We start from the raw sequence: 26,403 nt of genomic DNA, 5'->3' as shown, positions 1-26,403 counted from the left end.
ATCAGGCAGGAGGAAGTTGCGATGACCCCGTATCTGGTACTTTTTGCAGCGGGCTTTGCCGGTAGCTTTCATTGCATCGGCATGTGTGGCGGTTTTGCCTGTGCACTCGGACGTGATCGGCATGGGCTGGGAGGGACAGTGCTACGGCATCTTCTCTACAATGGCGGGCGGCTGACCACCTATTGCTTCCTCGGCGCTCTTGCGGGCGCATTGGGCGCGGTGGTCTGTTCGAGCGGCGGCGGCCCGCCGGCCGTTCCGCTCTTCGGAGGCTACGTCGATCCTGCGCAGCGTATCCTCGCAATCGTTGCCGGCATCCTCATGATCAGCATGGCGTTGCAGTTCTTCGGTTTTTTGCAGGGGCTGCGTCGCGCAACAATCGGTCTGGGCGGCAGCGCGCTGGTCGTCTCGCTGCGGCAATTGCTCGCGGCACCTTGGAAAGCCGCTCCCCTCGCGTTCGGCGTCCTCAACGGCTTTCTCCCCTGCCCGCTCGTCTATGCCTTCGTTGCCCAGGCCACCAGCACCGCCGGAGCGCTTCCCGGCTTTCTCACCATGGCGGCCTTTGGTCTAGGAACTTTTCCGGCAATGCTGATGATGGGGGGCATCGGCCCGTCGCTCGCCCCGATGTGGCGGCAGCGCAGCGTCTGGCTAGCAGGCAGCTTCATCCTTGTGCTCGGGCTCGTGACCCTCGGCCGTGGCGTCCTGCCGCTAGGCCTATTCCATGGAACTCACTTCATATGAGCACACCGGACGATGCATTCTGCAGTCACTGCTTGCTGCCGGTGGGACGGCGGGCCATGCAGCGCACTCTTGACGGCGAGGTCCACACCTTCTGCTGCTATGGCTGCTGCATTGCCTTTCAGGTGACGCGCGGCAGAAGCGAGGAATCGGAAGCGGCCTGGCTGCTCGTCCGCCTCGGAGTGGGCGCGTTCCTTTCCATGAATATCATGCTCTTCAGCCTCCTGCTCTATGATGACACGTTCGCCGGGGCGGACGCCTACATGCTTCCATGGATTCACCTGCTGCTCTGGATTTTCGCCACCCCGGCGGTCGTAATCCTCGGCGGTCCTTTCTTCCGCGAGACGGTGCATGACGCGCTGGACGGACGCCTGACATCGTCGGCCCTGATCGTCACCGGCGTCGGGGCGGCCTACCTTTATTCTGCCTTCGCAGTGCTCGCGGGCAGTACTCATGTCTATTTCGACACCGCTTCAATGGTGCTGACGCTGTTCACTCTTGGCCGCTATCTCGAGGCGACAAGCCGTGCCAAGGCGGCCCGTGATCTCGAACCGCTCCTTGCGGCAGAAAACGAGATCGCGACAGTCGTCGCCGGTGGAGCCGAGACGCGTCGGCCGGTGCGCGAGATCCTCGCCGGCATGCTGGTACGAGTGCGACCGGGTGAGCGCATCCCCGTCGATGGCGTGATCGTCGAGGGAGAATCTGTCGCCGACGAGGCGATGATCACCGGCGAAAGCCACCCAGTTCCGAAAGCGGCCGGCATGTGTGTCATCGCCGGCAGCATCAATATCGACGGCGCCTTGCTCATCCGATGCAGCGGCGCGGTCAGTGATACGCAGTGGGTACGCATCTGTCGCTCGGTTCGCGATGCCCTATCCCACCGGGGCCTGACCCAGCGCATCGCCGACCGGATCATTGCGCTTGCTGTGCCGCTCGTGCTCGTACTCGGCGCACTGACGATTGCCTATTGGGCGCAATCGCAGCCTTTCGACCGAGCGTTGCTCATCGGGCTCGCAGTTCTCGTCGTTGCCTGTCCGTGTGCGGTTGGGCTTGCCGCTCCGCTTGCGACCACCCTCGGCATCGGACGACTGGCGCGCTACGGCTGCGTTGTTCGTGACCCCGGCATCCTGGAGGTGCTCGCAGAGCTCCGATCCGTGGCTTTCGACAAGACCGGCACGCTGACGAGCGGCAGGCTGCGTGTGGTCGAAATCTTAACCGATAGCGTCAGGTCTGAAGAAGTGCTGGCGCGCGCGAGCGGGTTGGAGCGGCATTCTGAGCATGCCATGGCAAAGCCCATCACCGCCGCCGCCGCTGCTCTCGGCGTTCCGCCAGATCAGACGCTGGCTACTCGCGCCGTTCCTGGCCGCGGCATCCGCGGCACCGTCGGCGGCATGCCGGTAGCTGCCGGCAACGCGGCACTTATGCGCGATTTGGGATGGGCGCTCTCGCCCGAGTTGCGAGAGCGTGCCCGGATTTCCGAGGCGACGGGCCACTCGCTTGTCCATGTCGGTTGGAACGGCCGCGTGCAGGGGGTACTCTCGCTCGACGACACGCCGCGCCCGGAAGCGCGCACAACGATCGAGGAACTGAGGAGCCGCGGCTTGCAGGTTGTTCTCCTGACCGGTGATCTGGCAGAACCGGCCCGACGCATCGGTGCGACAGTCGGCATCGCCGACATCGAGGCCGGTCTGTCGCCGGAGGCCAAGCGGGACGCCCTGAACCGCCTCCGCCACAACTGCGGAAGAGTGGCCATGGTTGGCGACGGCCTCAATGACGCTCTGGTCCTGGCGGACGCCGACGTCGGTATCGCAGTCGGCTCCGCCACCGACCTCGCCCGCGAAACATCGGCGCTTGTTCTGCCCGAGGCCGGGCTGTGGATGCTGCCATGGGTCGTCGACATGGCGCGCGCGGTCCGCCGGACCATCCTTACCAATCTCCTTTGGGCCTTCGGCTACAACCTTGTCGCGCTGACGGCCGCCTCGCTCGGGCTGCTGCAGCCGATCCTCGCCGCCGCAGTCATGGCCGGTTCGAGCATTCTCGTTGTAATGAATTCGTTGAGGCTGCAACGGGTGCCGGATCCCGATCCGTCTTGCCTCTCCCTTCGGGGATTTCCCGTAGACGGTCAGGAATCTCAACCCCTTGATCAGCCGAACACGTCCGCCGTGAAGGCCGAATACCAGCCGACGGCCTGATGCGCCATCCGGCGTCGGACCTCCGCACTCTCGCCAACCTTGCTGATAAACATCTTGACGGTCTTTATGCTTCCGCCCTCGGGAGCGAAGGTAATGGCATTGGTGAAGGCATCGTCTGGCGCGAGGAACGTGTAGCACGAATTGAACAGGTGCGGAGGAAAGCGTGGCGAGCCTGTAAGCGAAGCGGCGATGGCGAAGGCGCATGCCTTGGCCTGACTATTGGCGGAGAAGGCGGATTTTGGCATGTCGCCGCCAATGATCGCGTCGCCTACCAGATGGATGGCGGGCTGCAGCGTCGACTCGAACGTCACTGGATCGACCGGACACCAGCCGGTGCTGTCGGTAAGGCCCGCCCTTTCAGCGATAAGCCCCGCCTTCTGCGGCGGAATGACGTTGGCGACGGCCGCCTTGAAGGTCTGGCTTTCCGTTATGACGGAACACGTCGCCACATGCACGCCTTTGGTTTTCCCTATGAACTGCGCCGGCAGCCATTCGATCATACCCGGATAGTGGCGTGACCAGGCGTCCTGGAACAGTTCCTGGCCCGAAAACTGGTCCTTCGCGTCGAGAATGAGTATCTTCGACTTCGGTTTGAACTGCTTGAAATAGTAGGCCACCAGCGAGGCTCGCTCATAGGGGGCCGGCGGGCAGCGGAAGGGATTTTGGGGCGCAGCGATAGCGAACACGCCGCCATCCTCCATGCTTTCGAGTTGCCGGCGCAGAACATCGCTCTGAGGTCCGGCATTCCAGGCATGCGGCATCACCTCGGCCGCTGCGTCGTCATAGCCGTCGATCTCGCCGAATTTGAAGGCGATCCCCGGGGCGAGCACGAGGCGGTCATAGGCGAGCCTTGACCCGCCCTGGAGGCTGACGACCCTCGCGGTGGCGTCGATCGCAGTCGCCGCGTTCCGGATGACAGTGATACCGTGGCGCTCGGCCAGCGCCTCGAAGCCGAAGGTCAGCGAGGCGAGCGAGCGAAGACCGGCGAGGTAAAGATTGCTGAAGAAGCAGGTGACATGGTTCGGCTTCGGCTCGATCAGGGTGACATCGAGCGTCTTCAGGTCGGCGAGGTATCGGGCGGCCGTCGCGCCGCCAATGCCGCCGCCGATCACGACGACCCTTGGCCGGCTCTGGCCGCGCGCAATATGCGGCGCAGCCGCGGCCATGAGTATCCCTCCCCCGAGGCAGCAGATCCGGCGCCGCGTCCAGTCTGTCATTGTTGCCCCCCGTCCTTTGCCTTTCCGGCAAGATAGCGCGCCACGGCCGCCAGTTCTCCATCGGTAAGCGACAGGGCGACCGCGTGCATCACAAGGCGTGGACTTGAGTTTGCGCGAAAGGCAAGCATGGCTTTTATTATGGTCTGCTCGTCAAGCGCCGTGATCGAGGGAATGGACTGCCCTCGCTTGTCCGGATGATGGCAGGATGCGCAGGTGGCGGCGATCTGAGCGCCTTCACTGACCTCAGCCGCAGCCTGGCCGGCAGGCACAAGGGGCGCGACTACAAGGAGCGACCTCAGAATATGACGGGTTTCGAAAGCGATGGCCTTCGCAAGGGGCGGTGCCGCGGTCGACGGTCCTTTCACCATCTCAGGTAACCACTATATCGTGGTTCAGAGAATAGACGGCGCCGCCGTCTTCCTTCCAGATGAACTCCATGCGTCCGCTTTCCGTCGCGAGCAGCGAGAATTCAAAAAAGGGATTGGCCGAAACCGCCTCGTGCAGGTCGACGCTGAACACTACAACGCCACCATAGCGACAGATGAATTTATTGATGATCTTGCGCGGGATCACCTCGCCCTCGCCGTCTGTCCGCAGCCCCGTTTCCATCTTGTGCTGAACGATGGTCTTGACCGGAATGACTTCGCCTTTGGCGGCGGTGCCGGGAACCATAACACGGGGTATCGGCGTCATTGCGCTTGCCCTCCTTCCATTCTGTCAACGGCAACCATTCGTGGCGACGCTGACCCAGCTCTTGGCCATGAGCAACCTACCGTCGCTCATTTCGGCGAGCGCCACGACGTGCTGCGGCCCCGCAAGGCGAATCCGGGTCGAAACGCGGGCAAGGCAGCGTCGGGGTGAGAAATGGAACTGGGCTACCTCGACGAACGGGTTCTCTGGCGCGAAGACGCGGATCGACTTTACGTGGTCGGTTTCCGTCATCGGACTCTCCACCTGGATATCCATAGGCACCGTATAGCCGGTCGAAAATACGGTGGGCATTAGTAGACGAAGCTGGGTCGATTCGGTCGCGGCTCGTCCCGTCATCCGCTCGACGAAATCGAGAGCATCATCACCTGCGCGCGCGCGCTTCGGCCACAGCGTAAGCGCCCAAGCGACGATTCCGATTGCGCCTGTTATCGACAACCGACGGCGCGTCAAGCTCATTGTCCGGTCTCCGCCACCGCTGGATTAGCGTTCGTCCAAAGCAGATGCAGTGTGTACCCAGCCTCTTGCGGGAACGCTTCGCTCCCGCCGCGAGGGGCTAATGAGGAGCCTCGGTCTCTTCGAGGTTCCGAAACCGTCACCTCCGCATGTTTCCTGGAAGAGTACACCTTGTCCTGTGGCGCGTAAATGTTTCATCGTGCTTGCTTTCGGTTGAACGAACGGGAACTCGGCATTGTCGTAAACCTGCTTAAACTCTGTCAGGATGTCCGATCGGACCCCGTTCCAAGCAATTCGTCAGCCGTGCCCGTTCTTCCACCGTCAACTGGCTTCCGGTCGGCTTGCCGGCCCGTCGCCTGGCGAAAATCAGCAGCGAGATGGCCCCGGCGACGATCAGCAAAATGGAGGCGCCCCAAAGCAGAACCGTTCGAACGCTCAACCGGGGCTTCAGAAGCACGAAATGGCCGTAGCGCGAAACGATGTAGTTCAAGACCTCTTCGTCCGGGTCGCCATCGGTCAGGCGCTCGCGCACCAGAAGCCGCTAGGCCGATCATTCTACCGGCCCCATCCCTGCGGGAACCGCTCTTGCCTTGCGGCGCGGGGCGCCGACGCGCAGCCGCCGGTCGGAGAGCGACACGAAGCCACCGACCGCCATCAGCAGCGTCCCGCCCCAGATCAACAGGATGAACGGCTTCCACCAGATGCGCACGACGATGCCGCCGTCCCTGGTCGGATCGCCGAGCGACACGTAGAGCTGGCTTGCCCCGAAGGTCAGGATGCCGGCTTCCGTCGTCGGCATCTGGCGGGCGGCATAGACGCGCTTTGCCGACCAGACATCCGCAACCTCGACGCCGCCGCGGCGGATACTGAAGTGTCCGCGATCTTCCTTGTAGTTTGGACCGGCCGCCGGCTGCATGCCGTCGAAATGGACGCTGTAGCCTCCCGCCTCCATGGTCTCGCCGGGCTTCATTTCAAGCACATGCTCGGTCGCAAATGTCGTAACGGCAACAATGCCGAGCACGGTGACGCCGAGCCCGGCATGCGCCAAGGCCGTGCCAAAAGCCGAACGCGGCAGGCCGGAAAGCCGCCGCCATGCGATCTCCGCCGCCATCTTGCCGAAGCCTGCGCGATACCAGAGGTCGGCAATGGCACCGAAGACGAGGAACAGCCCGGCCGCCAGCCCGAGAACCGCCAACACCGGTCCGCCATGCTCGATGTAGAAGACGGCGATCGCCGCGGCGAAGGCAACCCCTGCCACGACATAGAGCCGCTGCAGCACGCCCAAAAGGTCGCCGCGCTTCCAGGCAAGCAGCGGCCCGAACGGCACGGCGACGAGCAACGGTGCCATCAAGAGCCCGAAGGTCATGTTGAAGAACGGCGCGCCAACGGAGATCTTGTCGCCGGTGAGCGTCTCCAGAAGCAGCGGATAGAGCGTCCCGGTCAAGACGGTGCCGCAGGCAACCGTGAGGATCAGGTTGTTCAGCACCAAGGCGCCTTCGCGCGAGACCGGCGCAAACAGGCCGCCCGCACTCAAACGCGGTGCGCGAAACGCAAACAGCGACAGCGCCCCGCCGATGAAGAGCATGAGAATGCAGAGAATGAAGACGCCGCGGCTCGGGTCGCTGGCAAAGGCATGCACCGAGGTCAAGACGCCGGAGCGCACCAGGAAGGTGCCGAGCAGCGACAGCGAGAAGGTGAGGATTGCAAGCAGCACGGTCCAGATCTTCAGCGCCTCGCGCTTTTCCATCACCAGCGCCGAATGCAGCAGTGCGGTTCCGGCAAGCCACGGCATGAAGGAGGCGTTTTCGACCGGATCCCAGAACCACCAGCCGCCCCAGCCGAGTTCGTAGTAGGCCCAGTAGGAGCCCATGGCGATGCCGAGCGTCAGGAAGGTCCAGGCGGCAAGCGTCCAGGGCCTGACCCAGCGCGCCCAGGCGGCATCGATCCGGCCTTCCAGCAAGGCGGCGACGGCAAAGGAGAAGCACACCGAAAAGCCGACATAACCGAGATAAAGCAGCGGCGGATGGATGGCGAGCCCGATATCCTGCAGCACCGGATTGAGGTCGCGGCCCTCGGCCGGTGCCGGATTGAGGCGGACGAACGGGTTGGAGGTCAACAGGATGAAGAGGATGAAGGCGGCGGAGATCCAGGCCTGAACCGAAAGCACATTGGCCTTCAGCCTGTCCGGCAGATTGCGGCCGAAGAGCGCCACCAGGGCGCTGAACAGCGCAAGGATCAGCAGCCACAGCATCATCGAGCCTTCGTGATTGCCCCAGACGCCGGAATATTTGTAGATCAGCGGCACCAGCGAATGCGAGTTCTCCCAGACGTTCCTGACGGTAAAGTCGGAGACCACATGGGCATAGGTCAAAACGCCGAAGGAGAAGGTCACTAGCGCAAAGAGCACGACGGAGCCAAGCGGCGCGACATCCATCATCGCCTGGTCAAGCCTGCGCGCGCCGATTGCCGGCACCAGCGAAACAACGATCGCTGCCGCCAGCGCCAGGACAAGTGCGTAGTGACCGATCTCGATGATCATTGCGTACCCTCGCCTTCCTGCCACAGACCCTGCGCCTTCAGCCGGTCGGCAACGTCCTTCGGCATGTATTTCTCGTCGTGCTTGGCAAGCACCGTGTCGGCGAGGAACTCCCGGCTGCCGGCCGCAAACTTACCTCTCAGGTCCGCCTTGCTTCATCGGCTGTCAGCGCGTGCTCTCGCGTGCCAGACACGATAATCTCGAGAACTTCATGCTCGTCGGTATTCTTAATGTAGCGGTCGCCCACATACTCGCCGCGCTTCAGCACCATGACGCGGTCGCCCACGGCGAAAATGTCGACGAGGCGATGCGAAATGATGATCTGTGCAACCCCCTGCTTCTTTAGCTCCAGCATGGTTTCGAGCAGGCGCTCGGTCGCCATCACGGAAAGGTTAGCTGTCGGCTCGTCGAGGACCACGACGCGCGGGCCAAAAGAAATCGCGCGGGCAATCGCCACCGATTGCTGGCGGCCACCCGACAGGCTTTCGACCTTCTGATAGACGGAGTTGACGTCGACCTTGAGCCGTTTCAGCACTTTGTCAGCTTCCGCATACATCTTGCGGCGATTGACGAAAGGACCTTTGAGCGGCCAGCGGCCAAGGAAGATGTTCTGACCGACATCCATGTTGCCGCACAGCGCGAAGTCCTGGTAGATCATCTCGATGCCGACATCCCGGCTTTCGTGCGGGCTCTTGAAATGCACCGGTTGTCCGGCAACGAGGATCTCACCGGCATCGCGCTGATAAGCACCGGTCAGGATCTTCATGAGCGTCGACTTGCCAGCCGAGTTGTCGCCGACCAGGCCGAGTATCTCGCCGGGATATAGCACGAGATCCACCTTGCGGAGGGCCTGCACCGCACCGAAGGCTTTTTCGATACTCCGCATTTCCACGATCGGCTCGGATGGTGTTACGTCAACCATGAGCGATTTCCTTCCCCCTGCGCACTCTCGCGAGACCGGCTAGCAGGTGTCCGAAAATATTGGCTTGGCGCACCCATATGTCGATCAACACCGCGACGATCAAGATGAGGCCGATGAAGACGTTGATCCAATGCTGGGGCATGCTGAATCCCTGGACGTTGAGCTGCATGAGTGCCCGCACGAGCGTAATCACGGCCGCGCCTGCGAGGGCGCCGATCATCGTGCCGTAGCCACCGAAGATCGAGCCGCCGCCTATGATGACGGAAGCGATGGCATCAAGCTCGCGGAACTGCCCGGCAACCGGGTTGAAGCTTCGAAAATAGGCGGCGTTGATGATCCCGGCCATGGCCGCACAAAGTGCCGCCAGCATGAGGGCGATGAAACGCACCTGGTCGGTGTTGATGCCGGCATAGGCGGCGGCGCGGATGTTGCCGCCGGTGGCACGGATCTTGTGTCCGAACGGCATGTAAGCGAGTACGACGCCGGCCATCAGGGCGACGAAAAACATCCAGATCGTCTGGACGCTGACGACCTCGGCCACCGTGCGAAGGATGCCGGGCGGCAGCGAGATGCGGAAATGGAGGAGGATGTCATTCACCTTGCGGCCGAGCAGATTGTAGCCCTCCGGCCAGCCGGCCAGTTGCTGTCCGGCGACGAACCAGGCAGCCAGACCGCGGGCGATATAGTACATGCCGAGTGTGGCGATAAACGCCGGCAACTTGAACCCGACCGTCACGACGGCATTGACGAAACCTGCGGCCATTCCTGCAAGAAGGCCCATCGCAATCGCCGTGAATGGATCGGCGCCGAGGACTTTCAAAAAGTAGGCAGCCGTACTCCCGGCAAGGGCAAGGACCGATCCGACGGAGAGGTCGATATCGCCCGCGGCAATGACATAAGTGAGCCCGATCGCGATCAGCGCCAACTCGGTATAGTTGAGCAGGATCGCGAAGCTGTTCGACAGGTTCCACCAGTAATCGGGCCTAAGCGCGACACCCGTTAACCACAGCAAGACAGCCAGGATGATGGCAAGCGAATCACGCCGGCCAAGAAACCTGCCGAAGGTGGTCGTCGACATCGCCGTGTCCGTTGCCATGGCGCCTTTGGTCTGAACGCCCTCGAGCGCGACGCCGCCAATCTCATAGGCGGGCGGCGGCGGCTTGCCGCGGAGCCACGCCCAGAAGCGCGTTGCAACCTGGCGCCGAATGAGATGGGGTTCAATCAGCACCGCGATGACCAGAAGGAGACCGAGGAAGACCGGGACAGCACCGACCGGTAGCGAGAATATCGCGTTGACCGTGATTTCCTCGTCGCCGATCTTGACCGTGCGCGTGATCGGCCAGCCCTCGCGCAGCACCTTGTCGAGAAGGACAACCAGCAGTGCACCGAGGCATGACCCGGCCACGCGGCCACGGCCGCCGAGGATTGAAGCGCCGCCGATGATTACTGCGGCGATGACCGTCAGCTCGCCGCTCACACCGTAAAGCGGCGTCACGCCCTTATCCTGCGCGGCGGACATCAGGCCGGCGAGCGTCGCGCCAAGCGAGGAGATCAGGTAGGCCCGGATACGCACCCAGTTCGTCGGTATGCCGGCATAAACCGCTGCCTGCTCATTCCCGCCCGTGGCGAAAGTCTCGTAGCCCCACCGCGTCTTGCCCAACACAAGGGCGCCGATCACCGCGACAACGGCGAAGATCGCAATCTGGTTGTTGAAACCGAAAACATTTGTTTCACCGAGGTGGAAGAACAACGGATAGTCCTTCGCCTTGCCGGGATAATAGATCGCTTGGCCGTGCGTGAGTGCAAGGACGAAGCCGCGGCCTATAAACAGAACCGTCAGTGTGGCAATGAACGCGGGCACTTTCAGGACCGTGACAAGCAGGCCGTTCGCGAGCCCGATCACAACACCTAACGTCATACAGAGGATTATCGCTGTCAGGACGTTGAGGTCGAGAACGTTGGATGCGAACAGCCGGGCAAAGACGACCGCGACCAGGCCATAGGTTGAGCCGACCGAGAGATCGAGATCCTTGTTGACAATGACGAAGGTCATTCCGACTGCGATGATGGCCACCCGAGAGGTGTCGCGAAGAAGGGCATGGAACGCCTCCGCCGATCCGAAGAACGCGGGATTGACGATAGCGCCGCCGAGATAGAGGAGCACGAGCAGGCCCATAAGCCCCGCCTCCCAGCCGCCAATCAGTTGGGATGGTGCGCGCTCGTGCCGGGTCGTCGCGTGAGGCTCCATAAGCGTGTTCTATCCGGCTTTCGCATGCTGCGGGCAGAGCTCCCCTCTCCCGCAGCGATTGTGAGCGTTGCCTGCGACGTCAATTCTCGAAGCGCTTGCCAACATTTCCGACAGTCTCCTTGGTCACGAGCTGGGCGCGCGTGTCGAGATTGGCGGCCGCGATACCGCGATCGATCTGCAGATAGAGTTGCATGACCGGCCAGAAGCCTTGCAGGAATGGCTGCTGACCAAGCGCGCCGGTCAGGTCGCCGCTGTTCAACGCATCCTGCTGCGCGGGACCGAGGTCGAATCCATAAGCGCAGATCTTGCCGGTCATGCCGGTCTGGGCGACCGCCTTGGCAAGGGCCGGCGTGAATACGTTGTTCCCGGCAAAGGCGCCAACCACGTCGCCGCGCGATTCAAACAGCGTGACGATACCGTTCACCGGATCATTCGGGTTGGTGTCGATGCCGGTGTTCTCCGGTCCTGCATCGACCTTAAAGTTCTCCAGCTTGCCTGCATCCTTGAGTCCTTTGACGATCGCGTTGAAAGCCGATGTCACGCGATTGTTCACCTCGATGTTGCCCATCGCAGTCGACGAGGGCAGCACGATCGACCCCTTCTCAATGCCTTTATCCGCCAAGCACTTGACAAGTGCCTCGCCGGCAATTGCGGCAGCAGACGCGTCCTGGCCGGTATGGCTGAGCTTACTGCGGTTGAGAATGGTCCCGTCGAAGGAATTTGTGGTGGCAACCGGGATACCCTTCGTTTCGGCGGCTTTGACGATGTCGTTGTAGGCGCCAGCCTGCGGCGTTGTCATAATCAGCCCGTCGATCGTCGGGTCCTGCACGATCTGGTTCAGGATTTCAATCTCGCGGGCGGGGTCATCGGTCGGTGATTCAGAGCCGAGCAGCAGGACCTTGGCGCCGATCAGATTGCCGGCCACCGTCGCGCCGACATAGACCGGGTCGAAGAATCCATTGCCAGCCGTGTGAGTTACAATTGCAAAGGTCAGATGGCCGTCTGCCGAATGGAAATCCTTCGTGCCGGCAGCCTCCTTTGCGGCTTCATCGAAATTGTAGCCGCCAACCGCTTTCTCGACGCTGCCCGATTGTGCGAAGGCATACGAGACGCCAAGCGACACCGCCGCGGCCGATACCGCGAGCAACAAAATTCGCCTCATGATTGGTCCTCCCTTACCAGGATCGGAAGCCATTCGAGCGCACTTATCGAGTTGTTCGAATGCTCCTCTCTCCATATTTGCTAATATTCTAATATGCAGCGCAAATCCCGCGGAAGTAAATGGCGAACACATCGTATTGGCGAATTTATTCAATGGCGAAGCGATTCCGTTCACCGGAGAGAACGGGTGTGGTCGGGCCGGTTGCGAACAGTGCCAAGGGCCTGGGGTATCTTTAGCGACGTCGTCAGGATCTCCGGCTCATCGAGCAGATTCGGCGATTGGAAGAGGCAACCCGTCGGTAAGCCTAATTTGCCATCAGTGTGCTGACAAAGGCTGGACGACCCCTTATGAATTGCGCATGCAAAACGGCATTCTGATAAACGGCCCCGACGACGCCGAGTTTACGATCCTGCTTGCTCATGGCGCCGGCGGGGCGATGGATTCGCCGTCGATGACGGCTGCGGCCGAAGCTCTGGCAGCCATTGGCTTTCGCGTCGCCAGGTTCGAATTTGCCTATATGGCGGCAAGGCGAACCTCCGAAGGCCGCAAGCCGCCGCCGCGCGCTGACAAGCTCATTGCCGAATATGGTGCCGCAATCGAGCGGCTCGGCGTGCGCAGTCCTTTGCTCATCGGCGGAAAATCGATGGGCGGCCGCGTTGCCAGCATGATTGCCGACGACCTTTTCGCCAAAGGCAAGATCGCCGGTCTCATCTGCCTCGGCTATCCGTTCCACCCGCCGGGCAAGCCCGAAGAGCTCCGCACAAAGCATCTCGAAACGCTGAAGACGCCGGCGCTGATTGTCCAGGGAACGCGAGACGTGTTCGGCACTCGGCAGGAAGTCCAAAGCTACAAGATGTCCAACAAAATTGAACTCGTTTGGCTTGAAGACGGCGACCATGATCTGAGGCCGAGAAAGAAGATATCGGGCTTCTCACTGGCAGATCATCTGGCAAGCATGGCAGCGGCCGTCAAAACCTGGGCATCTCCGTTGGCACCATAGCCGCGATGTGCTTGAGCCGCGGCAGCTCACCGTCGCGGGCCTCAGGCGATATACGTATAGCGAATCCCCTATACGGAAGCCGCAGGAAAGTGGACATTGAATTGTCGACCATGGGCACAAAGCATTGATGTTCAGCATTCGGCCGAGCAGGTTTTGGAGGTGAATGCGGCGGTCCTGACGGCCGCCCGCTTGAGCATCGGCCGCCCATCGACCACCCCTATCTCGATGGGCGGTCCCCCCGCAGAACACCCGGTCAGATTTTTTCGATGGCGGTAAAGTGACCTGAGCCGTCGTTCGCTTTAGCTTCTTGTAAACCGGCGCGTCTCCGTCGGCATTTCGCCGAAGGTTTCCCGGTATAGGATGGAGAAGCGCCCGACATGCGTAAATCCCCATTGCCGGGCGATATCCGAGATGGAGACCCCATCCTGACGTCCGAGAAGGAGGTCTTTTCGGGCACCCTCCAAACGAAGTTGGCGGAGATAGTTCAAGGGTGTCGTATTCTTGAACTGCTTGAATGCTGCCTGAAGGGCACGGACGCTGACCCCCGCATCGCGCGCGATCTCATCGACGCTTACCGCCGTTGCAATGTTGGCCATCATATAGTCGATCGCGCGTTTCATCTGCCGCGGCATTGCGGGCGAGACGGGGCGTTCCAGCAAAGCCAAATAGCGATGCGGCACGTTTTCGAGGAGCGCGACCATGATCGTGCGGAAGAAGAACTCCGTGGAACGTGCTGAGATGGTACCCGCCGGTTCGCTGATCAGACTATCCCAGAGCAACTGGGCCATCGCGGCGAGTTTGGCACCCGCACCCGAACGTGCATCGTACTCGGCAAAGAGTTCGATATCATGAATGACCGGCGAACCGAGAAGTTCGCTCAACTGGCGGGTAACGGACTGGCGGCTGAAAGCGATACCGATATGGCTGCGTTCGCTATGCAGCCTCAGAAGATGGCCTTAGAGAGGTCAGCGGCCAGAAGCGTACCAGGCGCGGACGTCAACTGCTGCCCGCCTCCGCCCATTTCCATCGCACCCGTTATCGGCACATAAAGCGCGTAGGCGTCCGGCGGCTCCGAGAAATTGACCTCCATGCCGGATTGGCAAAGCCCCGACCAGATGTCGAATTCTCCAACGGAGAAATGGGTGTCTTCCACCGATATCGTGCTACTTCGGTCGATCGGGCTGACCCGAACCGGCTTCAACGTATTGGCGTAGTGTTCGCGCAATTCGTCAACATCGGCGTCGAAGATGCAAAAACGGGAAGCGTGCAGGTTGCCCGTCATGGCCTAAACTGCTCCGGAACAACGCAAGCCGTCACGCCACTGTTTAAGATGAGGCGACGCTTTGATCGAGGCAGCAGGACGGCCGCGCCGTGCAGAGATTCACGAAGAATGCGCCACTCTCCCCGTTTGACAAGTCCTCCTTCGACCTGTGCGGCTTCGCATGCATTAGTATTACTTTATGCACACATTAGTGTCTTCGTAAATGTCTGACGAGGTCAACGCATATCCAGAGAACGAACAGGATATCCGCTGCGCGTGGGGATTGTCGTTTCAGGAGGGGTTGAAGGATGGGCCGAAAGCGTGAGACCCATTTCGCAGACACGATTTGAACATGAAAAGGCCCGCAAAAGCGCGGGCCTTGAATGTCATCTCCGGCACGTGGCGAGGGATTGTCAAAATTCCTCCCAATCCGCCGACACCGCAGCCGCGGCTTGGGGCTTTCCACCAGTGAAAGCTGATGAAATTTTACGGATCATGGCAGCAGGCGCAGAGGGTCTCGGCAGGGGGGCGAGGCCCGCTTGACGGACGGCCACCGACTTTGCACCGTCGAAGCGGAACTTTGCCAGCTGTGCTGAAAGCGCTGCTGCTTCAGCTGCCAGTTTTTGTCCGGCGGCCGACGTCTCCTCGACCATCGCGGCGTTCTGCTGGGTCGATTGATCCATCGCATTGACGGCATTGTTGATTTCCCTCAGAGCCGTCGACTGCTCCTTTGCCGATTCAACGATCGAATCGACATGGCGGTTGATCTCCTGCACTTCCAGGACGATTTCCGTCAGTGCCTTGCCTGTTTCGTCAACGAGCGCCACGCCGGAGCGCACCTGTTCGGCGGATGTGTGGATCAATTGTTTGATTTCCTTGGCGGCCCTGGCGGAGCGCTGCGCCAATTCCCGCACTTCCTGTGCCACCACGGCAAAACCCTTGCCGGCCTCGCCCGCACGGGCCGCTTCAACGCCGGCATTGAGCGCCAGGAGATTCGTCTGGAAGGCGATTTCGTCGATGACGCTGATGATGTTGTTGATCTCGCTGGACGAACTTTCGATTTGCCCCATCGCAAGGACGGCGCGCTTGACGACGTCGCCCGACCGTTCGGCATTCTGCCGGGTTTTGGCAACAACAGTGCGCGCCTCTTCAGCGCGTGCGGTCGAGCCATTAACGGTTGCTGTAATCTCGTCGAGCGCGGCTGCAGTTTCTTCGAGGGAAGCAGCCTGCTGTTCCGTGCGGCGAGCAAGGTCGTTGGAGGCCGTGCTGATTTCGGCTGCACCAGCGTCGATCGAGGACGCGTTGCCGCCAATCGCCTTCAAGGACGACTGCAACTTGTCGGCGGAATTGTTGAAGTTTATGCGCAGCGTGTCGAGCGCCGGACCGAATGGCCGGACGAGGCGGAAGGCGAGATCGCCGTCGGCCATTGCCTCAAGTGCCTGACCCAATTGCGCAACGGCATCGTTGGTTTCTGTTGCGGCAGCCTCACGCTCCCTGGCGGCGCCTTCGAGCTGCTCGCGTTCTGCAGCGGCGCGTCTCGCGTCGTTCTCGGCCCGGTGCGTAGCCTGTGCACTGAGCGCGTCGCGCACGGCGCCGACGGCGCGCGCAAGATCACCGATCTCGTCGCGGCGTATATCGAGCGTGGAATCGGTTGCGACCCCTTCTCCGCCAGCCATGTGCTGCAGTGCCGATTGCAACTTTGCGATCGGTTTCGTAATCGAGCGGCTTGCAAAAAAGGCCACGACGATCGCCAATATGATGGCGCCGGCCAGTGAGCCGAACGCCAAAGTCTGGAAACCGCTGGCGGACTGACGAACGTCGCCGCCGACCTTCTGGTTCAGGGTCTCCTGGTAATCGATGAATTTGTTGATGGCGCCGAGCCAAGCGACGAACAGCGGACGGGCCTGTTCAAGCAGGATTTTCTTTGCCTGCGCTCCATCGCCTTTTACCTGCAGATCGATGATCTGGCCAACGAGCGGATTGGTTTTCGATTGGATGTCGGCAATCTCAGCAAGGATTGTCCTTTCCTCGGCCGAAGCGCCTGCCGGCGAAGACACCATCTCCGCCATTTTTTTCTCGTTGACGGCATAGGCCTCGGCCAGTTTCGCAATCAGTTCCACCGCTGCCTGCCGGTCTGCAGTTGCGTCGACCAGGGTAACATCCCGGATTGCAATAGCCCGGTCGTGCACGCTGCCGCGGTAATTGATGGCAAAGCGCTGCTTGACGCTGTTGACGTCGTTGATCTGGCTAAGATCGTTATTGATGATGTTGACCTCGGTCACCGAATACTGGGTCAGCGCCAGCATCAGGAGAAGGAGGAAACCGAAGCCGATCCCCAAGCGTGTTCCAATTCGAAAACGGGTCATTTTCCTCATCAGTATTTCCAGTCAAGTTTGGCCAGGCGAATGGCATTTGCTATATAAGTAAAATTCACTACAAATCTTAAATAACATTGAAGTATCCAAAATAACGAAATTCTATCCTTCAACCGACCAGTCATAGTATAGTATATGGCGATCAGGTCGTCACAAAATACAACGGCAAGTTATACATTCGGACCTAGACGCTCCCGCAGCGCCCCGGCGCTCCATCGGAGCTTTCGATAGTGCCATCGTTTTTCTCCGTTTTCTGTGTCTGGCCTTCTTTGCCAATTTCTCGGCTGCGGCAATCACCTGCAGGAGAATGGAAGACATGGCTATATTTTCGAATTCAAGGATCCTCGTTGCCGGGGGCGGTTCCGGAATGGGCCTGGCGCTGACGAGGCGCTCTCTCGCCGCCGGTGCGGAAGTCGTCATTGCCGGGCGGAACGCAGAAAAACTGAAACGCGTCAGACAGGAACTACACAACCCCGCGGCACTCCACACGGCCGCAATCGATATAACACAGGAGGATCAGGTCGCCGGCCTGCTTGGAAAGATCGGTCGGCTCGATCACATCGTCAGCACAGCCGCCGATATCGAAGGCGCTTATGAGCTTTTGCCATCGCTTGACCTTAAGGCAGCGCAACGGGTCGTGGAAAGCAAGATTTACGGACCGTTGCTGCTGGCAAAGTATGGCGCACCTTTGCTCCCGGCCGGCGGCTCCATTACCTTTACATCGGGTATCGCAGCCTACAGGCCATCGGCACGCGGGGCAGTTGTGGCCGCCGTCAATGCCGCGTTGGAGGGACTGGTGCGCGCCCTTGCGATCGAGTTGGCACCGATCCGTGTCAATGCCGTCTCGCCCGGCTGGGTCGACACCCCCATTTGGACCTTTGTGGCCGGCGACAAGAAGGACGACGCGCTGGGCGCAATGGCAGATAGGCTGCCGGTCGGACGCGTGGGACGTGCGGACGATATCGCCGACGCCATCAGCTTCCTGATAGGCAATACCTTCACGACGGGAACGGTATTGCACGTCGAGGGTGGGCATCGGCTGATCTAGCTGGCCCGAAGGCATCGCTTGCCGCCGCCAGCAGCAACTTCAGGGCTGGCGGTTGCACGCGCCTGCGCCGCCAGATCATTACAAGCAAAGCCGCCTGCGTGGCGTTTGGCCAAGACATCTCGCTGATTTCGCCGCGATCAAGGGCCTCGACGACCGCAAAACGCGGAACCAGACCTAAGCCTGCACCTTCGGCCACGAGCCGCCCAATTGTGCCGATGCTGTCAACTTCGGCGGCAAGCCTCGGTGCGGCAATGCCTGCTTCAGCAAACGCCTTGTCGAACAGATGCCGGTAGACGCACCCGACCTCGGTCACCACGAAGCGTGCCGAAGCAATCGCGCTCAAATCGAGTTTCGTTGATGCGAGTTCCCGTCCAGGAGGCGCAATCAGAACTAATGGCTCCGCGGCAATCGTGCGCTTGGCGAAACGTTCGCCGACGCCCTGCTGATCGAAGCAGAAGGCGACTTCGATTTCGTTTGCTTCGAGCTTTTGCAGCAGGCCGCCGCTGCCGGCGACCTTCAACTTGAGATCGATGCCGGGATGTTGGCTTTGAAAACCGGACAGCCATCTTGGAAGCTTGACGGAAGCAATCGTCTCCAGCGCACCAATCGTAACCGACCCGGCATTTTGCGCTGTGATTGCTGCCACGGCTGCGCGGGCCTCGTCTGCCAAGATCAGGATGGCTTGGGCATGGGACCTCAACACCTCGCCTGCTTGCGTCAGCTCCAGACCTGATCTCGATCGGATAAAGAGAGCCGTGCCAAGTTCGATTTCCAGGGCTTGGATCTGGTCGCTGACGCTCGATTGTGCGAGGTGAATTTCTGCCGCTGCCCGCGTGAAACTTCGGTGCCGGACAACCGCAAGGAATGTCTTGAGTAGTCTAGGATGCATCGAGAGGGGCCGCAGCGCCAAAATCAGCGCGATAGAATAGCGAGATGAGCGCCGACGCTGTCATGTCGCGCGCATGCCGTCAATGGATTGCAGAACGATTGCAGTGAGGAAGCGCCGAGATCCCATCAAAGCCTTAGCGAGGTTTGCACGCACTGATCGCGTAGCGATGCTGGAGGCCTCTGGAAAGCGCCTTGAAATAGTTCCAGTGGCGGGCCTGCGCTTTGTGCACTTCCCGCAGGTTTTCATCGATCTGGACGTGTTCGAAACCGGCATTCTTCAAAAGTGCGGCGATCTTGTCCGCCCGCGCTCCCTTTGAGAAATAGACCCGCGACAGGATACTGCTATGGATCTCTGCCATTCCGGGCGCATGCCCCGGATCCGCTTTCAAAAGTCCGCCACCTTCGAGCAATTTCATCACACGCTTCACCAGCCGCTCGGCAAAATTGGCACTGACGAAATCGCCATCGACGATCAGCAGCGTTCCGCCAGGCTTCAGCACACGCAGCCATTCCGCGAAGGCTTTTTCGGGATCAACCAGCGTCCACACCAGATGGCGGGTCACGATGACGTCGTAAGTGTCATCCAACTCCGTGGTGTTTTCGACATCAGCCATTCGGAAACTGATCATGCGGCCACGGCTCTTTGCTTTGGCACGGGCTCGTTCCAGCATCGGCTCGGCCCAGTCGAGGCCGGTCACCTCGAAACCGAGATCGTCCATGAGATGGGAAATGACCCCCGTGCCGCTCGCCAGGTCGAGCGCACGCCTGCCCTCTCCCGCCCCAAGATGCTTTACGATCAACCGATGCCAGGCGCTGCGCTCCGTCTCGGTGAAAATCTCGTGGCCCGGCGACTGGTCGAAGGACTCGGCTCTGGCCGACCAATAGGCCTTGATCTCGTCACGAAGCCCGTAATTCTCGCCGCCCGCCACTTGCCCGTCCATTACCGTCATGCCAGCCAGTCCCAGTTTGAAATTGTTCTAATAGATATAACTTGACGATTACTATCATAAAATAATAGACGGCATTTCAGTTTTCCACGGAGTGAATTTTAATGCGCATTACAGGCAAAGCGGCCGTTCTTGCAATGGGCCTTGTCGTCACCGCCGTCTGGCCGGCCCTTGCCGAAAAGATCACCGTGAAGGACGTGACCGGGCGCGAGGTTGAGGTGAACGCCCCGGTCAAGCATATGATCCTCGGCGAGGGCCGACAGATCTATTTTCTCGCAGCACTGGATAAGGAAGCCCCCTTCGAGCACGTCGTCGGGTGGCGCGACGACCTGCCGAAGGCAGACCCTGAATCCTACGACGCCTACCTTGCGACGTATCCCGAGATTGCCAAGCTGCCGACCTTTGGTGGCATGAAGGACGGCACCTTCGATATCGAACAGGCCGTCGCGCTGAAGCCCGACGTGATCTTGATGAACATCGACGCGAAGACCGCGACCGAAGAAGCCGGATACATCGAAAAGCTCGGCAAAGTCGGCATTCCGCTCGTCTATGTCGACTTTCGCGAAAAGCCGATGGAGAACACCGAGCCCAGCATGCGCATCATGGGCAAGCTGATGGCCAAGGAAGCGCTTGCGGAAGACTTCATCAAATTCCGCGCCGACAGTATCAAGCGCGTGACCGACGCGCTTCAAAAGGCCAACCCGCCGAAGCCTGTCGTCTTCGTCGAACGCGCGGGAGGCTATTCCGAGGATTGCTGCATGTCCTTCGGCAACGAAAATTTCGGCAAGATGGTCGAAATTGCCGGCGGTACCAACATGGCCAAGGACATCATCCCCGGCACGTTCGGAACGGTCAATCCCGAGCAGATCATTGCTTCCAATCCGGACCAGATCATCGTCACCGGCGGCAACTGGGACAAATATGTGCCCGGCGGCGCCTGGGTTGGCGTTGGCTATGGCGCAGATCTGAAGGAAGCCCATCGCAAACTCGAAGCCCTGACCAAGCGTCCGGCCTTTACTGGCGTCAAGGCGGTGGCCGATCATAATGTTCATGCCATCTGGCACCAGTTCTACAACAACCCTTACCAGTTCGTCGCCATCCAGGAGATCGCGAAGTGGCTCCATCCGGATCTGTTTGCCGATCTCGATCCTGAGGCAACCTTCAAGGAATTGCATGCCCGCTTCCTGCCGCTCGACTACAAGCCGGGATATTTCGTTTCCCTCAAGGACGAATGAGCATGACTAACCGGGCCGACCGCGCGGAAGCGTACCGTCGGCCCGACCATTTCTCACCGGCGCGCGAATTCCGCGTCGATAAGGAGCCTCCCATGCGGTTTTCTGCCATTCGACACATCGCCGCCATCCTGCTTGGCCTGGTTGCGTTACCCGCGACGGCAGCCGAGATCACCGATGTTGCGGGCCGCACACTCAAGATCGACCTGCCGGCAAAACGCGTCATCGTTGGCGAGGCACGGCAGATCCACGTCATCGCCGCCCTTAAGGGTGACAAGACTTTCGATCAGATTGTTGGCTGGCGCGATGATCTGATCAAGAAGGATCCAGACAGTTACACAGCCTATGTCGAGGCATTTCCCAAGATTGCCGACCTGCCATATTTCGGTTACCTGCCCCAAGGTGAGTTCAGCCTCGAAGCGGCAATTGCGCTCTCGCCTGATGTCATCACCCTCAATCTGGAAGCGCAAAAGTCAGCCACGGATAGCGGCTTTGAGGAAAAGGCCGCCGCCGCCGGCATAAGGATCGTCTATCTCGATTTTCGCCTCGATCCGGTTCGCAACACCGAGGCGTCGATCGAACTGCTCGGTCGCCTTTTCGGCGCCGAAGACCGAGCCAAGGAATTTATTGCCTATCGGCGCGCGCAAATCGCCCGCGTGACCGACAGGCTCGCAACGATCAAGGACCTGAAACGCCCGAAGGTCTTTGTCGAGCGGGCGCCGGGTATTTCCGGGGAAAACAACTGCTGCCGCACCTTCGGACCGGTCAATTTCGGCGCCATGGTGGAAGAAGCCGGTGGCCATAATGTCGCATCAGATGTTATTGCCACGACCTTCGGCGATCTCAACCCCGAACAGCTTGTCGTGTCCGATCCCGAACATGTGATTGTCACCGGCTCGAACTGGGCAGCCGAATCCGACATCAACCAGTTTGTGCCCGTGGGCCGCGACGCGGATATGTCGCTTGCCCGCGACAGGCTCGCAAAACTGATGACGCGCGCACCCTTTCCGGCGCTAAAGGCTGTTAGGAGCGGACAAGTTCACGCCGTATGGCATCAGTTTTATGGCGCGCCATACGAGTTCTATCCGATCCAGCAATTTGCCAAATGGCTTCACCCCGAGCTGTTTGCTGATGTCGATCCCGATCAAACATTCAAGGAATTCCATGAGAGGTTTCTTCCCGTGACCTTCAAGCCTGGCTATTTCGTATCGCTGGAACGGGGATCAAACTGATGGCTGAGGCAACCCAGACACTTGTTGCGCCGGCGGGACGCGTGCGATATCGCGCTCTAGCAACGCGCAGGATCCTGATCCTTACCGGGTTGGTTGGCGCGCTGTGCCTCAGTGTCGCGGCCGATATGGCGCTTGGCCCGGCGCGCTACAGCCTGACGGAGGTTATCTCGGCGATCTTCGGCCCCGGTGAAGTTGCAAACCAGCTGAGGGTCGTTATCTGGGATATCCGCATGCCGATCGCGCTGATGGCGATCACGGTCGGCGCATCGCTTTCGGTCGCCGGTGCCCAGATGCAGACGATCCTCTCCAATCCATTGGCGAGCCCTTTCACGCTTGGCATTTCGGCGGCCGCCAGCTTCGGCGCAGCACTCGCGCTGGTTGGCGGCGTCTCCCTGTTTCCCGGAGCCATCGAATACGTGGTGCCGCTGAACGCCTTTATCATGGCTATGGTCGCCGCACTCTTCATCCACTTCGCCTCCACAATGCGCGGTGTCAGCGTCGAAACCATCGTGCTGCTTGGCATTGCCCTGGTCTTCACGTTCAACGCAGCCCTCTCCCTCCTCGAATATCTGGCTTCCGAACAGGCGCTCGCGGCGGTCGTCTTTTGGACCATGGGCAGCCTGACGAAAGCCACCTGGGCCAAGGTCTATTTCACCGGGGCGGTGCTTCTCGTCACCGTGCCGCTGTTCATGAAGGATGCCTGGGCGCTGACCGCTCTTCGCCTCGGTGACGACAAGGCTGCCAGCATGGGTGTCAATGTCCGCCGCTTGCGGCTGCAGACAATGATGATCGTCAGCCTGCTTGCGGCAATCCCCGTCTCCTTCGTCGGCACCATCGGCTTCGTCGGGCTTGTTGGACCGCATATTGCCCGCATGCTGGTCGGCGAGGACCAGCGCTTCTTCCTGCCAGGAGCCGTCATCTGCGGCGCGCTTCTGTTGTCGACGACATCGGTCGTCAGCAAGATGCTCATTCCTGGCGCCATCCTTCCGATCGGGGTGATCACCGCGCTCGTCGGCGTTCCCTTCTTCTTCGTTCTCATATTCAGTAACCGGAGGCGTGCATGGTAGCTCTTGCGCTTCAGGACGTTGGAGCCGCTTACGGCCGCAGGACGGTGCTTTCCAGCGTCAGCACGGACATGCTCCAGAGCGGCAGTGTAACGGCGGTGATCGGCCCCAACGCGGCAGGCAAGTCGACATTGTTCAAACGCATCGCCTCATTGATCTCCGGGCCGGGGCTCGTTGAACTCTCCGGCACGGAGCGCGGGCCGAGAACGATCTGCTACATGCCGCAGGATACCGGCGCCAACGCCGTCCTGACGGTCTACGAATCGATCCTGCTGTCTGCCAAACAGGGCAGCGGCTGGCGCGTTCACGACGATGAGCTCGCCGAAATCGACACCGTTCTGAAGGCACTGCGGATTGAGGATCTCGCATTTCGAGAGCTCGGGGAGCTTTCCGGCGGGCAGCGCCAGCTGGTATCGCTGGCACAGGCGCTCGTGCGCCGACCCGAGGTCCTCCTCATGGACGAGCCGACTTCCGCGCTCGACCTGCATCGCCAGGTAGATGTCCTTACCTTCATTTCCGGCCTGGCAGCGCGCAAGGGCATGATCGTTCTGGTCGCGCTCCACGATCTCAACCACGCTCTTCGCTACTGTCAGAATACGATCGTCATTGCCGACGGTTCCATGGCGATCAGCGGCGATACATCGGCCGTCATCACCCCCGAAATGCTCCGCGACATCTATAAAGTCGCAGCCCGCATCGAGACCTGCTCGCAGGGACGCGCCCTGGTCATCGTCGATAACGCCATATAGGCGGCGAAGCTGCACAGATGCGGCATTCAGAGGGGAAAGACGAGTGCCGGGGCCTCATGGCCGCCCCGGCCGATACGTCGGTCGAATTAAAGAGCATTTGGAAACGTCAATTCCCGCTCTTTCCTTTACCCTGCCATCCGTTAGTTAAACGCCTGTTGTCCAAAGGCTTTCATCCACAGGAGTAAGGATAAATGGGTGCGTCAGTGATAATCGGAATCTTGATCACATTTCTCGTAATCATTCTCGTCTTATACTTGGTTCAGCGGCTGCCGATCGATGCCCGCATGCGCCAGATCGTGCAGATTATCGTGATAATCATCGGCATTGTATCGCTCCTGAAGTATCTGGCCGTTTGGTAATATCAGGCGGACTGCGCCTGGCCGACAACATGAGCCGTCGGCCCTTTCGAAGACAATGCCCGCTGCTTTAGAGCAACGGGCACTCTTGATCCGGTCGACGCCGGCTTATCGTCCGTTGGCATTCCTGCGAACCTTGTCGCTTTTCGCCTTCACTGATGACGTCTTAGCGTCATAGGCCTGTCCGAAATTGGTACCACCCAGATGCCCGCCGGCGCTCGTGTTGGCGACCTGGCGCTTGGCCCGCTGAAGAAGGTGATCTGCATTGGTTTTCTTCATCTCGTAGCTCCAAAATTGGAAATTAAAAAAGGCCGGGCAGTCCCGACCTCAATTCGTCGTAACAGACAGTGCCAGTAAATCCGTGGTCAGTGGCCGATCTGGTTGGATGGTTCACGCAGCGAGAAGATTCTCGGCGGCATTCTTTCCGCTTTTATTGTCGCGCACGATGTCAAAGGTGACCTTCTGGCCTTCCCTTAGATCAGACATGCCGGAGCGCTCTAGAGCAGAGATGTGAACGAAAACGTCCGTTGATCCATCGCTTGGCTGAATGAAGCCGAAGCCTTTGGCCGAGTTGAAAAATTTAACAGTTCCACTGTTCATGACGATTTCCTTTCAATTGCACAGGATTAATCGCTCGGCCGCATTGCCGACGACGGATGATCGATTTTGAGAGGAAAGACCGCCTTGAGCGCGAAGGGCGCCAAAACAAAGCTTAACAGGCAAGCTCGATGCCCGGCTTTTAGGCGACAACTGTGTTTACATAAAGGCTAGAGCGCACTACCTGGGCTGGCATGCGCGGCTGAAACGAAAGAGACCCACCGCTTGCCAAGTGACGGACCATTCCTAGGAGGATGAATGCAGTCGCTACGCATTACCTTCGCGACACCGCCAGAATGCGCGTCGACCATTAAAAAATCATAACAATGCCGTCGGCTTCGCGCCGACGGCCGTCAATTATGCACTTATTGCAAGGTTCGGCGATGATGCTTGTGCACGTGCGGCGAGCGTGCCTGCCAATGCCGGCATGCCAGCCTCCAGGCAGGCTGCGATAAATGCTTCGCGGGCAACCTCTGCGGGGACGACTCGGCTCAGTGCTCCCCGGCACTGGTTGACGGCTCGATGGTAGCGCTCGCCTCGCCGCTCGGGCCACTCGTTCTCAAGAAAATCAATGGTTTCAAAGGCTGAGTTAAATGTCCGCTCAAGTCCGCACTCCAAGCGGACCGTTACCGGAACCCGCCAAGGCACCTCACTGACAAGCATGGTGTTTTCTCCTCTCTAGATGCCGCTATTCGACCCAAGAAAATATTGGTTTTGAGAGGTTTTCGTTCAAGAGGTAATGGCCTAAACCAATCGGATGAGGTCCTGCAGCGATCGTGATCAGGACGCATTCGTTTTGAGAATACCGGGCGGGCGCTTCTGACATCTTGATTGATCAAAATCGCTCAGTGTGATAATTAATATCCTCACGAACAGAGGCGGCTAGCGGCTCAAATCACCATGCGTGAAATCAGTCACATCACCGGCAAACAGCTGGCAGCGGCGCGTGTGTTGGCGGGTCTTGGTCAAGTCGAACTTGCCAAGGACGCCAATGTTTCTGCTCCCACCTTACGCCGGATGGAAGCCAGCGATGGAGAGGTCAAGGGTATGGCTAACAACGTCGTCGCCGTAGTTCGTGCCCTCGAAGCGGCCGGCATTGCCTTCCTCGACGGCGACTATTCAGGCTCCGGCGGCCCAGGCGTTCGCCTTCTGGCACCTGCGCGCGGGTCGATCGACGTCGATGAGAAACAGACGATTCAATACCGCGAAGTTTTCGAAAACGATGCACCTCCTGGTGCAGGTGGCTGATATGGAAGAGCATTTCGGCAATCACCGCGACGAGCCGCTTACGTCTGAAGATCTGACCGTCTGCAATAACGTCCTTGATGATCTGTGTGCTCAGATGGACATCACCGATAATGAAACGGTCGCACGTCTGGCGTCGATCATCATAGAATTATATCGCCAAGGCGTGCATGAACCGGAGCAATTGAAGCTCTTGGCAGGCGCGACGCGTGATGACCCCGACGCGTGACGGA

Annotated in this window: 26 protein-coding genes and 3 pseudogenes; 11 read left to right on the top strand and 18 right to left on the bottom strand. The window is 60.0% G+C overall.

From position 1 onward, the window contains the following. Positions 1–21 precede the first annotated feature (21 nt). Together ISN39_RS26015 and ISN39_RS26010 are read left to right on the top strand one after the other, a co-directional pair. Entirely contained in the window at positions 22–738 is a 717-nt protein-coding gene (locus ISN39_RS26015) for a sulfite exporter TauE/SafE family protein (protein WP_194731036.1), read from the top strand. Positions 739–794: 56 nt separating this feature from the next. Beyond that, complete coding sequence (locus ISN39_RS26010) at positions 795–2,927, top strand: cation-translocating P-type ATPase (RefSeq protein ID WP_194731035.1); 2,133 nt, start codon at positions 795–797, stop codon at positions 2,925–2,927. On the opposite strand, the gene ISN39_RS26005 is transcribed toward ISN39_RS26010, so the two are convergent. From ISN39_RS26005 to ISN39_RS25960, 10 genes and pseudogenes are all read right to left on the bottom strand, one after another. Further along, positions 2,879–4,144: an NAD(P)/FAD-dependent oxidoreductase gene (locus ISN39_RS26005; RefSeq protein WP_083635983.1), complete on the bottom strand. Its 1,266-nt coding sequence runs from the start codon at positions 4,142–4,144 to the stop codon at positions 2,879–2,881. The two genes, ISN39_RS26010 and ISN39_RS26005, sit on opposite strands and share 49 nt — an antisense overlap. Continuing rightward, entirely contained in the window at positions 4,141–4,512 is a 372-nt protein-coding gene (locus ISN39_RS26000; protein ID WP_194731034.1) for a c-type cytochrome, read from the bottom strand. Before ISN39_RS26000 ends, ISN39_RS26005 begins: the two co-directional genes overlap by 4 nt. 1 nt (position 4,513) lies before the next feature. Then, positions 4,514–4,816 (bottom strand): thiosulfate oxidation carrier complex protein SoxZ, encoded by a 303-nt coding sequence (gene soxZ, locus ISN39_RS25995; RefSeq protein WP_074072079.1) that lies wholly within the window; start codon positions 4,814–4,816, stop codon positions 4,514–4,516. A gap of 45 nt (positions 4,817–4,861) precedes the next feature. Beyond that, positions 4,862–5,311 carry a thiosulfate oxidation carrier protein SoxY gene (locus ISN39_RS25990; RefSeq protein ID WP_194731033.1) on the bottom strand — a complete coding sequence of 150 codons (450 nt, stop codon included), beginning with the start codon at positions 5,309–5,311 and terminating at the stop codon, positions 4,862–4,864. A 247-nt stretch (positions 5,312–5,558) separates the two neighbouring features. After that, positions 5,559–5,849: pseudogene (locus tag ISN39_RS25985) on the bottom strand (cytochrome c-type biogenesis protein); the annotation flags it as partial. Positions 5,850–5,858: 9 nt separating this feature from the next. Beyond that, positions 5,859–7,847 (bottom strand): heme lyase CcmF/NrfE family subunit, encoded by a 1,989-nt coding sequence (locus ISN39_RS25980; RefSeq protein WP_194731032.1) that lies wholly within the window; start codon positions 7,845–7,847, stop codon positions 5,859–5,861. Then, positions 7,844–7,981: pseudogene (locus ISN39_RS25975) on the bottom strand (cytochrome c maturation protein CcmE); the annotation flags it as partial. The pseudogene ISN39_RS25975 and the gene ISN39_RS25980, both read right to left, overlap by 4 nt. A gap of 2 nt (positions 7,982–7,983) precedes the next feature. Then, on the bottom strand, positions 7,984–8,766 hold the full coding sequence (locus ISN39_RS25970; RefSeq protein ID WP_074072082.1) for an ATP-binding cassette domain-containing protein: 783 nt from the start codon (positions 8,764–8,766) through the stop codon (positions 7,984–7,986). After that, positions 8,759–11,014 (bottom strand): ABC transporter permease, encoded by a 2,256-nt coding sequence (locus ISN39_RS25965; RefSeq protein WP_194731031.1) that lies wholly within the window; start codon positions 11,012–11,014, stop codon positions 8,759–8,761. Before ISN39_RS25965 ends, ISN39_RS25970 begins: the two co-directional genes overlap by 8 nt. A 79-nt stretch (positions 11,015–11,093) precedes the next feature. Then, positions 11,094–12,176, bottom strand: a complete 1,083-nt coding sequence (locus ISN39_RS25960) for a substrate-binding domain-containing protein (protein WP_194731030.1) — start codon at positions 12,174–12,176, stop codon at positions 11,094–11,096. 358 nt (positions 12,177–12,534) lie between these two features. On the opposite strand from ISN39_RS25960, the gene ISN39_RS25955 reads away from it, so the two are divergent. Continuing rightward, positions 12,535–13,176 carry an alpha/beta family hydrolase gene (locus ISN39_RS25955; RefSeq protein WP_194731029.1) on the top strand — a complete coding sequence of 214 codons (642 nt, stop codon included), beginning with the start codon at positions 12,535–12,537 and terminating at the stop codon, positions 13,174–13,176. A gap of 299 nt (positions 13,177–13,475) precedes the next feature. Here the strand turns inward: ISN39_RS25955 and ISN39_RS36780 are convergent, their stop codons facing one another. The 3 genes from ISN39_RS36780 to ISN39_RS25945 form a co-directional block, all read right to left on the bottom strand. Continuing rightward, entirely contained in the window at positions 13,476–14,057 is a 582-nt protein-coding gene (locus ISN39_RS36780) for a helix-turn-helix transcriptional regulator (RefSeq protein WP_246763431.1), read from the bottom strand. A 62-nt stretch (positions 14,058–14,119) separates the two neighbouring features. Next, positions 14,120–14,458, bottom strand: a complete 339-nt coding sequence (locus tag ISN39_RS36775; RefSeq protein WP_246763430.1) for a hypothetical protein — start codon at positions 14,456–14,458, stop codon at positions 14,120–14,122. 392 nt (positions 14,459–14,850) lie between these two features. Further along, positions 14,851–16,812, bottom strand: a complete 1,962-nt coding sequence (locus ISN39_RS25945; protein WP_194731028.1) for a methyl-accepting chemotaxis protein — start codon at positions 16,810–16,812, stop codon at positions 14,851–14,853. 307 nt (positions 16,813–17,119) lie between these two features. On the opposite strand from ISN39_RS25945, the gene ISN39_RS25940 reads away from it, so the two are divergent. After that, positions 17,120–17,860 carry an SDR family oxidoreductase gene (locus ISN39_RS25940; protein WP_194731027.1) on the top strand — a complete coding sequence of 247 codons (741 nt, stop codon included), beginning with the start codon at positions 17,120–17,122 and terminating at the stop codon, positions 17,858–17,860. Here the strand turns inward: ISN39_RS25940 and ISN39_RS25935 are convergent. Next, positions 17,811–18,749, bottom strand: a complete 939-nt coding sequence (locus ISN39_RS25935; protein WP_194731026.1) for a LysR family transcriptional regulator — start codon at positions 18,747–18,749, stop codon at positions 17,811–17,813. The two genes, ISN39_RS25940 and ISN39_RS25935, sit on opposite strands and share 50 nt — an antisense overlap. Before the next feature lie 133 nt (positions 18,750–18,882). Next, a complete protein-coding gene (locus ISN39_RS25930) occupies positions 18,883–19,698 on the bottom strand; it encodes a class I SAM-dependent methyltransferase (protein ID WP_194731025.1) in 816 nt (271 codons plus the stop codon). A 101-nt stretch (positions 19,699–19,799) separates the two neighbouring features. On the opposite strand from ISN39_RS25930, the gene ISN39_RS25925 reads away from it, so the two are divergent. The 5 genes from ISN39_RS25925 to ISN39_RS38005 all read left to right on the top strand — a co-directional run bounded on the left by ISN39_RS25925 (position 19,800) and on the right by ISN39_RS38005 (position 24,331). Next, positions 19,800–20,930 carry an ABC transporter substrate-binding protein gene (locus ISN39_RS25925; protein ID WP_194731024.1) on the top strand — a complete coding sequence of 377 codons (1,131 nt, stop codon included), beginning with the start codon at positions 19,800–19,802 and terminating at the stop codon, positions 20,928–20,930. Between the two features lie 92 nt (positions 20,931–21,022). Further along, the gene (locus tag ISN39_RS25920) at positions 21,023–22,159 is read left to right on the top strand and encodes an ABC transporter substrate-binding protein (RefSeq protein WP_194731023.1); all 1,137 of its coding nucleotides are present in this window, start codon (positions 21,023–21,025) and stop codon (positions 22,157–22,159) included. Further along, the gene (locus tag ISN39_RS25915) at positions 22,159–23,226 is read left to right on the top strand and encodes an iron ABC transporter permease (RefSeq protein WP_074072092.1); all 1,068 of its coding nucleotides are present in this window, start codon (positions 22,159–22,161) and stop codon (positions 23,224–23,226) included. Before ISN39_RS25920 ends, ISN39_RS25915 begins: the two co-directional genes overlap by 1 nt. After that, positions 23,220–23,972 carry an ABC transporter ATP-binding protein gene (locus ISN39_RS25910; protein WP_194731022.1) on the top strand — a complete coding sequence of 251 codons (753 nt, stop codon included), beginning with the start codon at positions 23,220–23,222 and terminating at the stop codon, positions 23,970–23,972. Before ISN39_RS25915 ends, ISN39_RS25910 begins: the two co-directional genes overlap by 7 nt. Positions 23,973–24,163: 191 nt before the next feature. Further along, positions 24,164–24,331: a Thivi_2564 family membrane protein gene (locus ISN39_RS38005; protein WP_022716243.1), complete on the top strand. Its 168-nt coding sequence runs from the start codon at positions 24,164–24,166 to the stop codon at positions 24,329–24,331. A 105-nt stretch (positions 24,332–24,436) separates the two neighbouring features. Here the strand turns inward: ISN39_RS38005 and ISN39_RS25905 are convergent, their stop codons facing one another. From ISN39_RS25905 to ISN39_RS25895, 3 genes are all read right to left on the bottom strand, one after another. Continuing rightward, the gene (locus ISN39_RS25905; protein ID WP_167378018.1) at positions 24,437–24,607 is read right to left on the bottom strand and encodes a hypothetical protein; all 171 of its coding nucleotides are present in this window, start codon (positions 24,605–24,607) and stop codon (positions 24,437–24,439) included. A gap of 111 nt (positions 24,608–24,718) precedes the next feature. Continuing rightward, on the bottom strand, positions 24,719–24,928 hold the full coding sequence (locus tag ISN39_RS25900) for a cold-shock protein (RefSeq protein ID WP_194731021.1): 210 nt from the start codon (positions 24,926–24,928) through the stop codon (positions 24,719–24,721). Between the two features lie 354 nt (positions 24,929–25,282). Next, positions 25,283–25,588, bottom strand: a complete 306-nt coding sequence (locus ISN39_RS25895; protein WP_194731020.1) for a DUF982 domain-containing protein — start codon at positions 25,586–25,588, stop codon at positions 25,283–25,285. A 237-nt stretch (positions 25,589–25,825) separates the two neighbouring features. On the opposite strand from ISN39_RS25895, the pseudogene ISN39_RS38000 reads away from it, so the two are divergent. Both ISN39_RS38000 and ISN39_RS25885 read left to right on the top strand, forming a co-directional pair. Next, a pseudogene (locus ISN39_RS38000) lies at positions 25,826–26,032 on the top strand (helix-turn-helix transcriptional regulator); the annotation flags it as partial. Between the two features lie 142 nt (positions 26,033–26,174). Beyond that, positions 26,175–26,399: a hypothetical protein gene (locus tag ISN39_RS25885; protein WP_194731019.1), complete on the top strand. Its 225-nt coding sequence runs from the start codon at positions 26,175–26,177 to the stop codon at positions 26,397–26,399. The last annotated feature ends 4 nt before the right edge of the window (positions 26,400–26,403 follow it).

Origin of the sequence: Rhizobium sp. 007, from assembly GCF_015353075.1 — a bacterium.
Classification (GTDB): domain Bacteria; phylum Pseudomonadota; class Alphaproteobacteria; order Rhizobiales; family Rhizobiaceae; genus Rhizobium.
This window is presented reverse-complemented; position numbering and strand designations above follow the sequence as displayed.

Bases quoted from the DNA above. Each gene is read 5' to 3' on its own strand.
- ISN39_RS26015 (WP_194731036.1), top strand. From the start codon at position 22: ATGACCCCGTATCTGGTACTTTTTGCAGCGGGCTTTGCCGGTAGCTTT.
- ISN39_RS26010 (WP_194731035.1), top strand. From the start codon at position 795: ATGCAGCGCACTCTTGACGGCGAGGTCCACACCTTCTGCTGCTATGGC.
- ISN39_RS26005 (WP_083635983.1), bottom strand. From the start codon at position 4,144: ATGACAGACTGGACGCGGCGCCGGATCTGCTGCCTCGGGGGAGGGATA.
- ISN39_RS26000 (WP_194731034.1), bottom strand. From the start codon at position 4,512: ATGGTGAAAGGACCGTCGACCGCGGCACCGCCCCTTGCGAAGGCCATC.
- soxZ (WP_074072079.1), bottom strand. From the start codon at position 4,816: ATGGTTCCCGGCACCGCCGCCAAAGGCGAAGTCATTCCGGTCAAGACC.
- ISN39_RS25990 (WP_194731033.1), bottom strand. From the start codon at position 5,311: ATGAGCTTGACGCGCCGTCGGTTGTCGATAACAGGCGCAATCGGAATC.
- ISN39_RS25980 (WP_194731032.1), bottom strand. From the start codon at position 7,847: ATGATCATCGAGATCGGTCACTACGCACTTGTCCTGGCGCTGGCGGCA.
- ISN39_RS25970 (WP_074072082.1), bottom strand. From the start codon at position 8,766: ATGGTTGACGTAACACCATCCGAGCCGATCGTGGAAATGCGGAGTATC.
- ISN39_RS25965 (WP_194731031.1), bottom strand. From the start codon at position 11,014: ATGGAGCCTCACGCGACGACCCGGCACGAGCGCGCACCATCCCAACTG.
- ISN39_RS25960 (WP_194731030.1), bottom strand. From the start codon at position 12,176: ATGAGGCGAATTTTGTTGCTCGCGGTATCGGCCGCGGCGGTGTCGCTT.
- ISN39_RS25955 (WP_194731029.1), top strand. From the start codon at position 12,535: ATGCAAAACGGCATTCTGATAAACGGCCCCGACGACGCCGAGTTTACG.
- ISN39_RS36775 (WP_246763430.1), bottom strand. From the start codon at position 14,458: ATGACGGGCAACCTGCACGCTTCCCGTTTTTGCATCTTCGACGCCGAT.
- ISN39_RS25945 (WP_194731028.1), bottom strand. From the start codon at position 16,812: ATGAGGAAAATGACCCGTTTTCGAATTGGAACACGCTTGGGGATCGGC.
- ISN39_RS25940 (WP_194731027.1), top strand. From the start codon at position 17,120: ATGGAAGACATGGCTATATTTTCGAATTCAAGGATCCTCGTTGCCGGG.
- ISN39_RS25935 (WP_194731026.1), bottom strand. From the start codon at position 18,749: ATGCATCCTAGACTACTCAAGACATTCCTTGCGGTTGTCCGGCACCGA.
- ISN39_RS25930 (WP_194731025.1), bottom strand. From the start codon at position 19,698: ATGACGGTAATGGACGGGCAAGTGGCGGGCGGCGAGAATTACGGGCTT.
- ISN39_RS25925 (WP_194731024.1), top strand. From the start codon at position 19,800: ATGCGCATTACAGGCAAAGCGGCCGTTCTTGCAATGGGCCTTGTCGTC.
- ISN39_RS25920 (WP_194731023.1), top strand. From the start codon at position 21,023: ATGCGGTTTTCTGCCATTCGACACATCGCCGCCATCCTGCTTGGCCTG.
- ISN39_RS25915 (WP_074072092.1), top strand. From the start codon at position 22,159: ATGGCTGAGGCAACCCAGACACTTGTTGCGCCGGCGGGACGCGTGCGA.
- ISN39_RS25910 (WP_194731022.1), top strand. From the start codon at position 23,220: ATGGTAGCTCTTGCGCTTCAGGACGTTGGAGCCGCTTACGGCCGCAGG.
- ISN39_RS38005 (WP_022716243.1), top strand. From the start codon at position 24,164: ATGGGTGCGTCAGTGATAATCGGAATCTTGATCACATTTCTCGTAATC.
- ISN39_RS25905 (WP_167378018.1), bottom strand. From the start codon at position 24,607: ATGAAGAAAACCAATGCAGATCACCTTCTTCAGCGGGCCAAGCGCCAG.
- ISN39_RS25900 (WP_194731021.1), bottom strand. From the start codon at position 24,928: ATGAACAGTGGAACTGTTAAATTTTTCAACTCGGCCAAAGGCTTCGGC.
- ISN39_RS25895 (WP_194731020.1), bottom strand. From the start codon at position 25,588: ATGCTTGTCAGTGAGGTGCCTTGGCGGGTTCCGGTAACGGTCCGCTTG.
- ISN39_RS25885 (WP_194731019.1), top strand. From the start codon at position 26,175: ATGGAAGAGCATTTCGGCAATCACCGCGACGAGCCGCTTACGTCTGAA.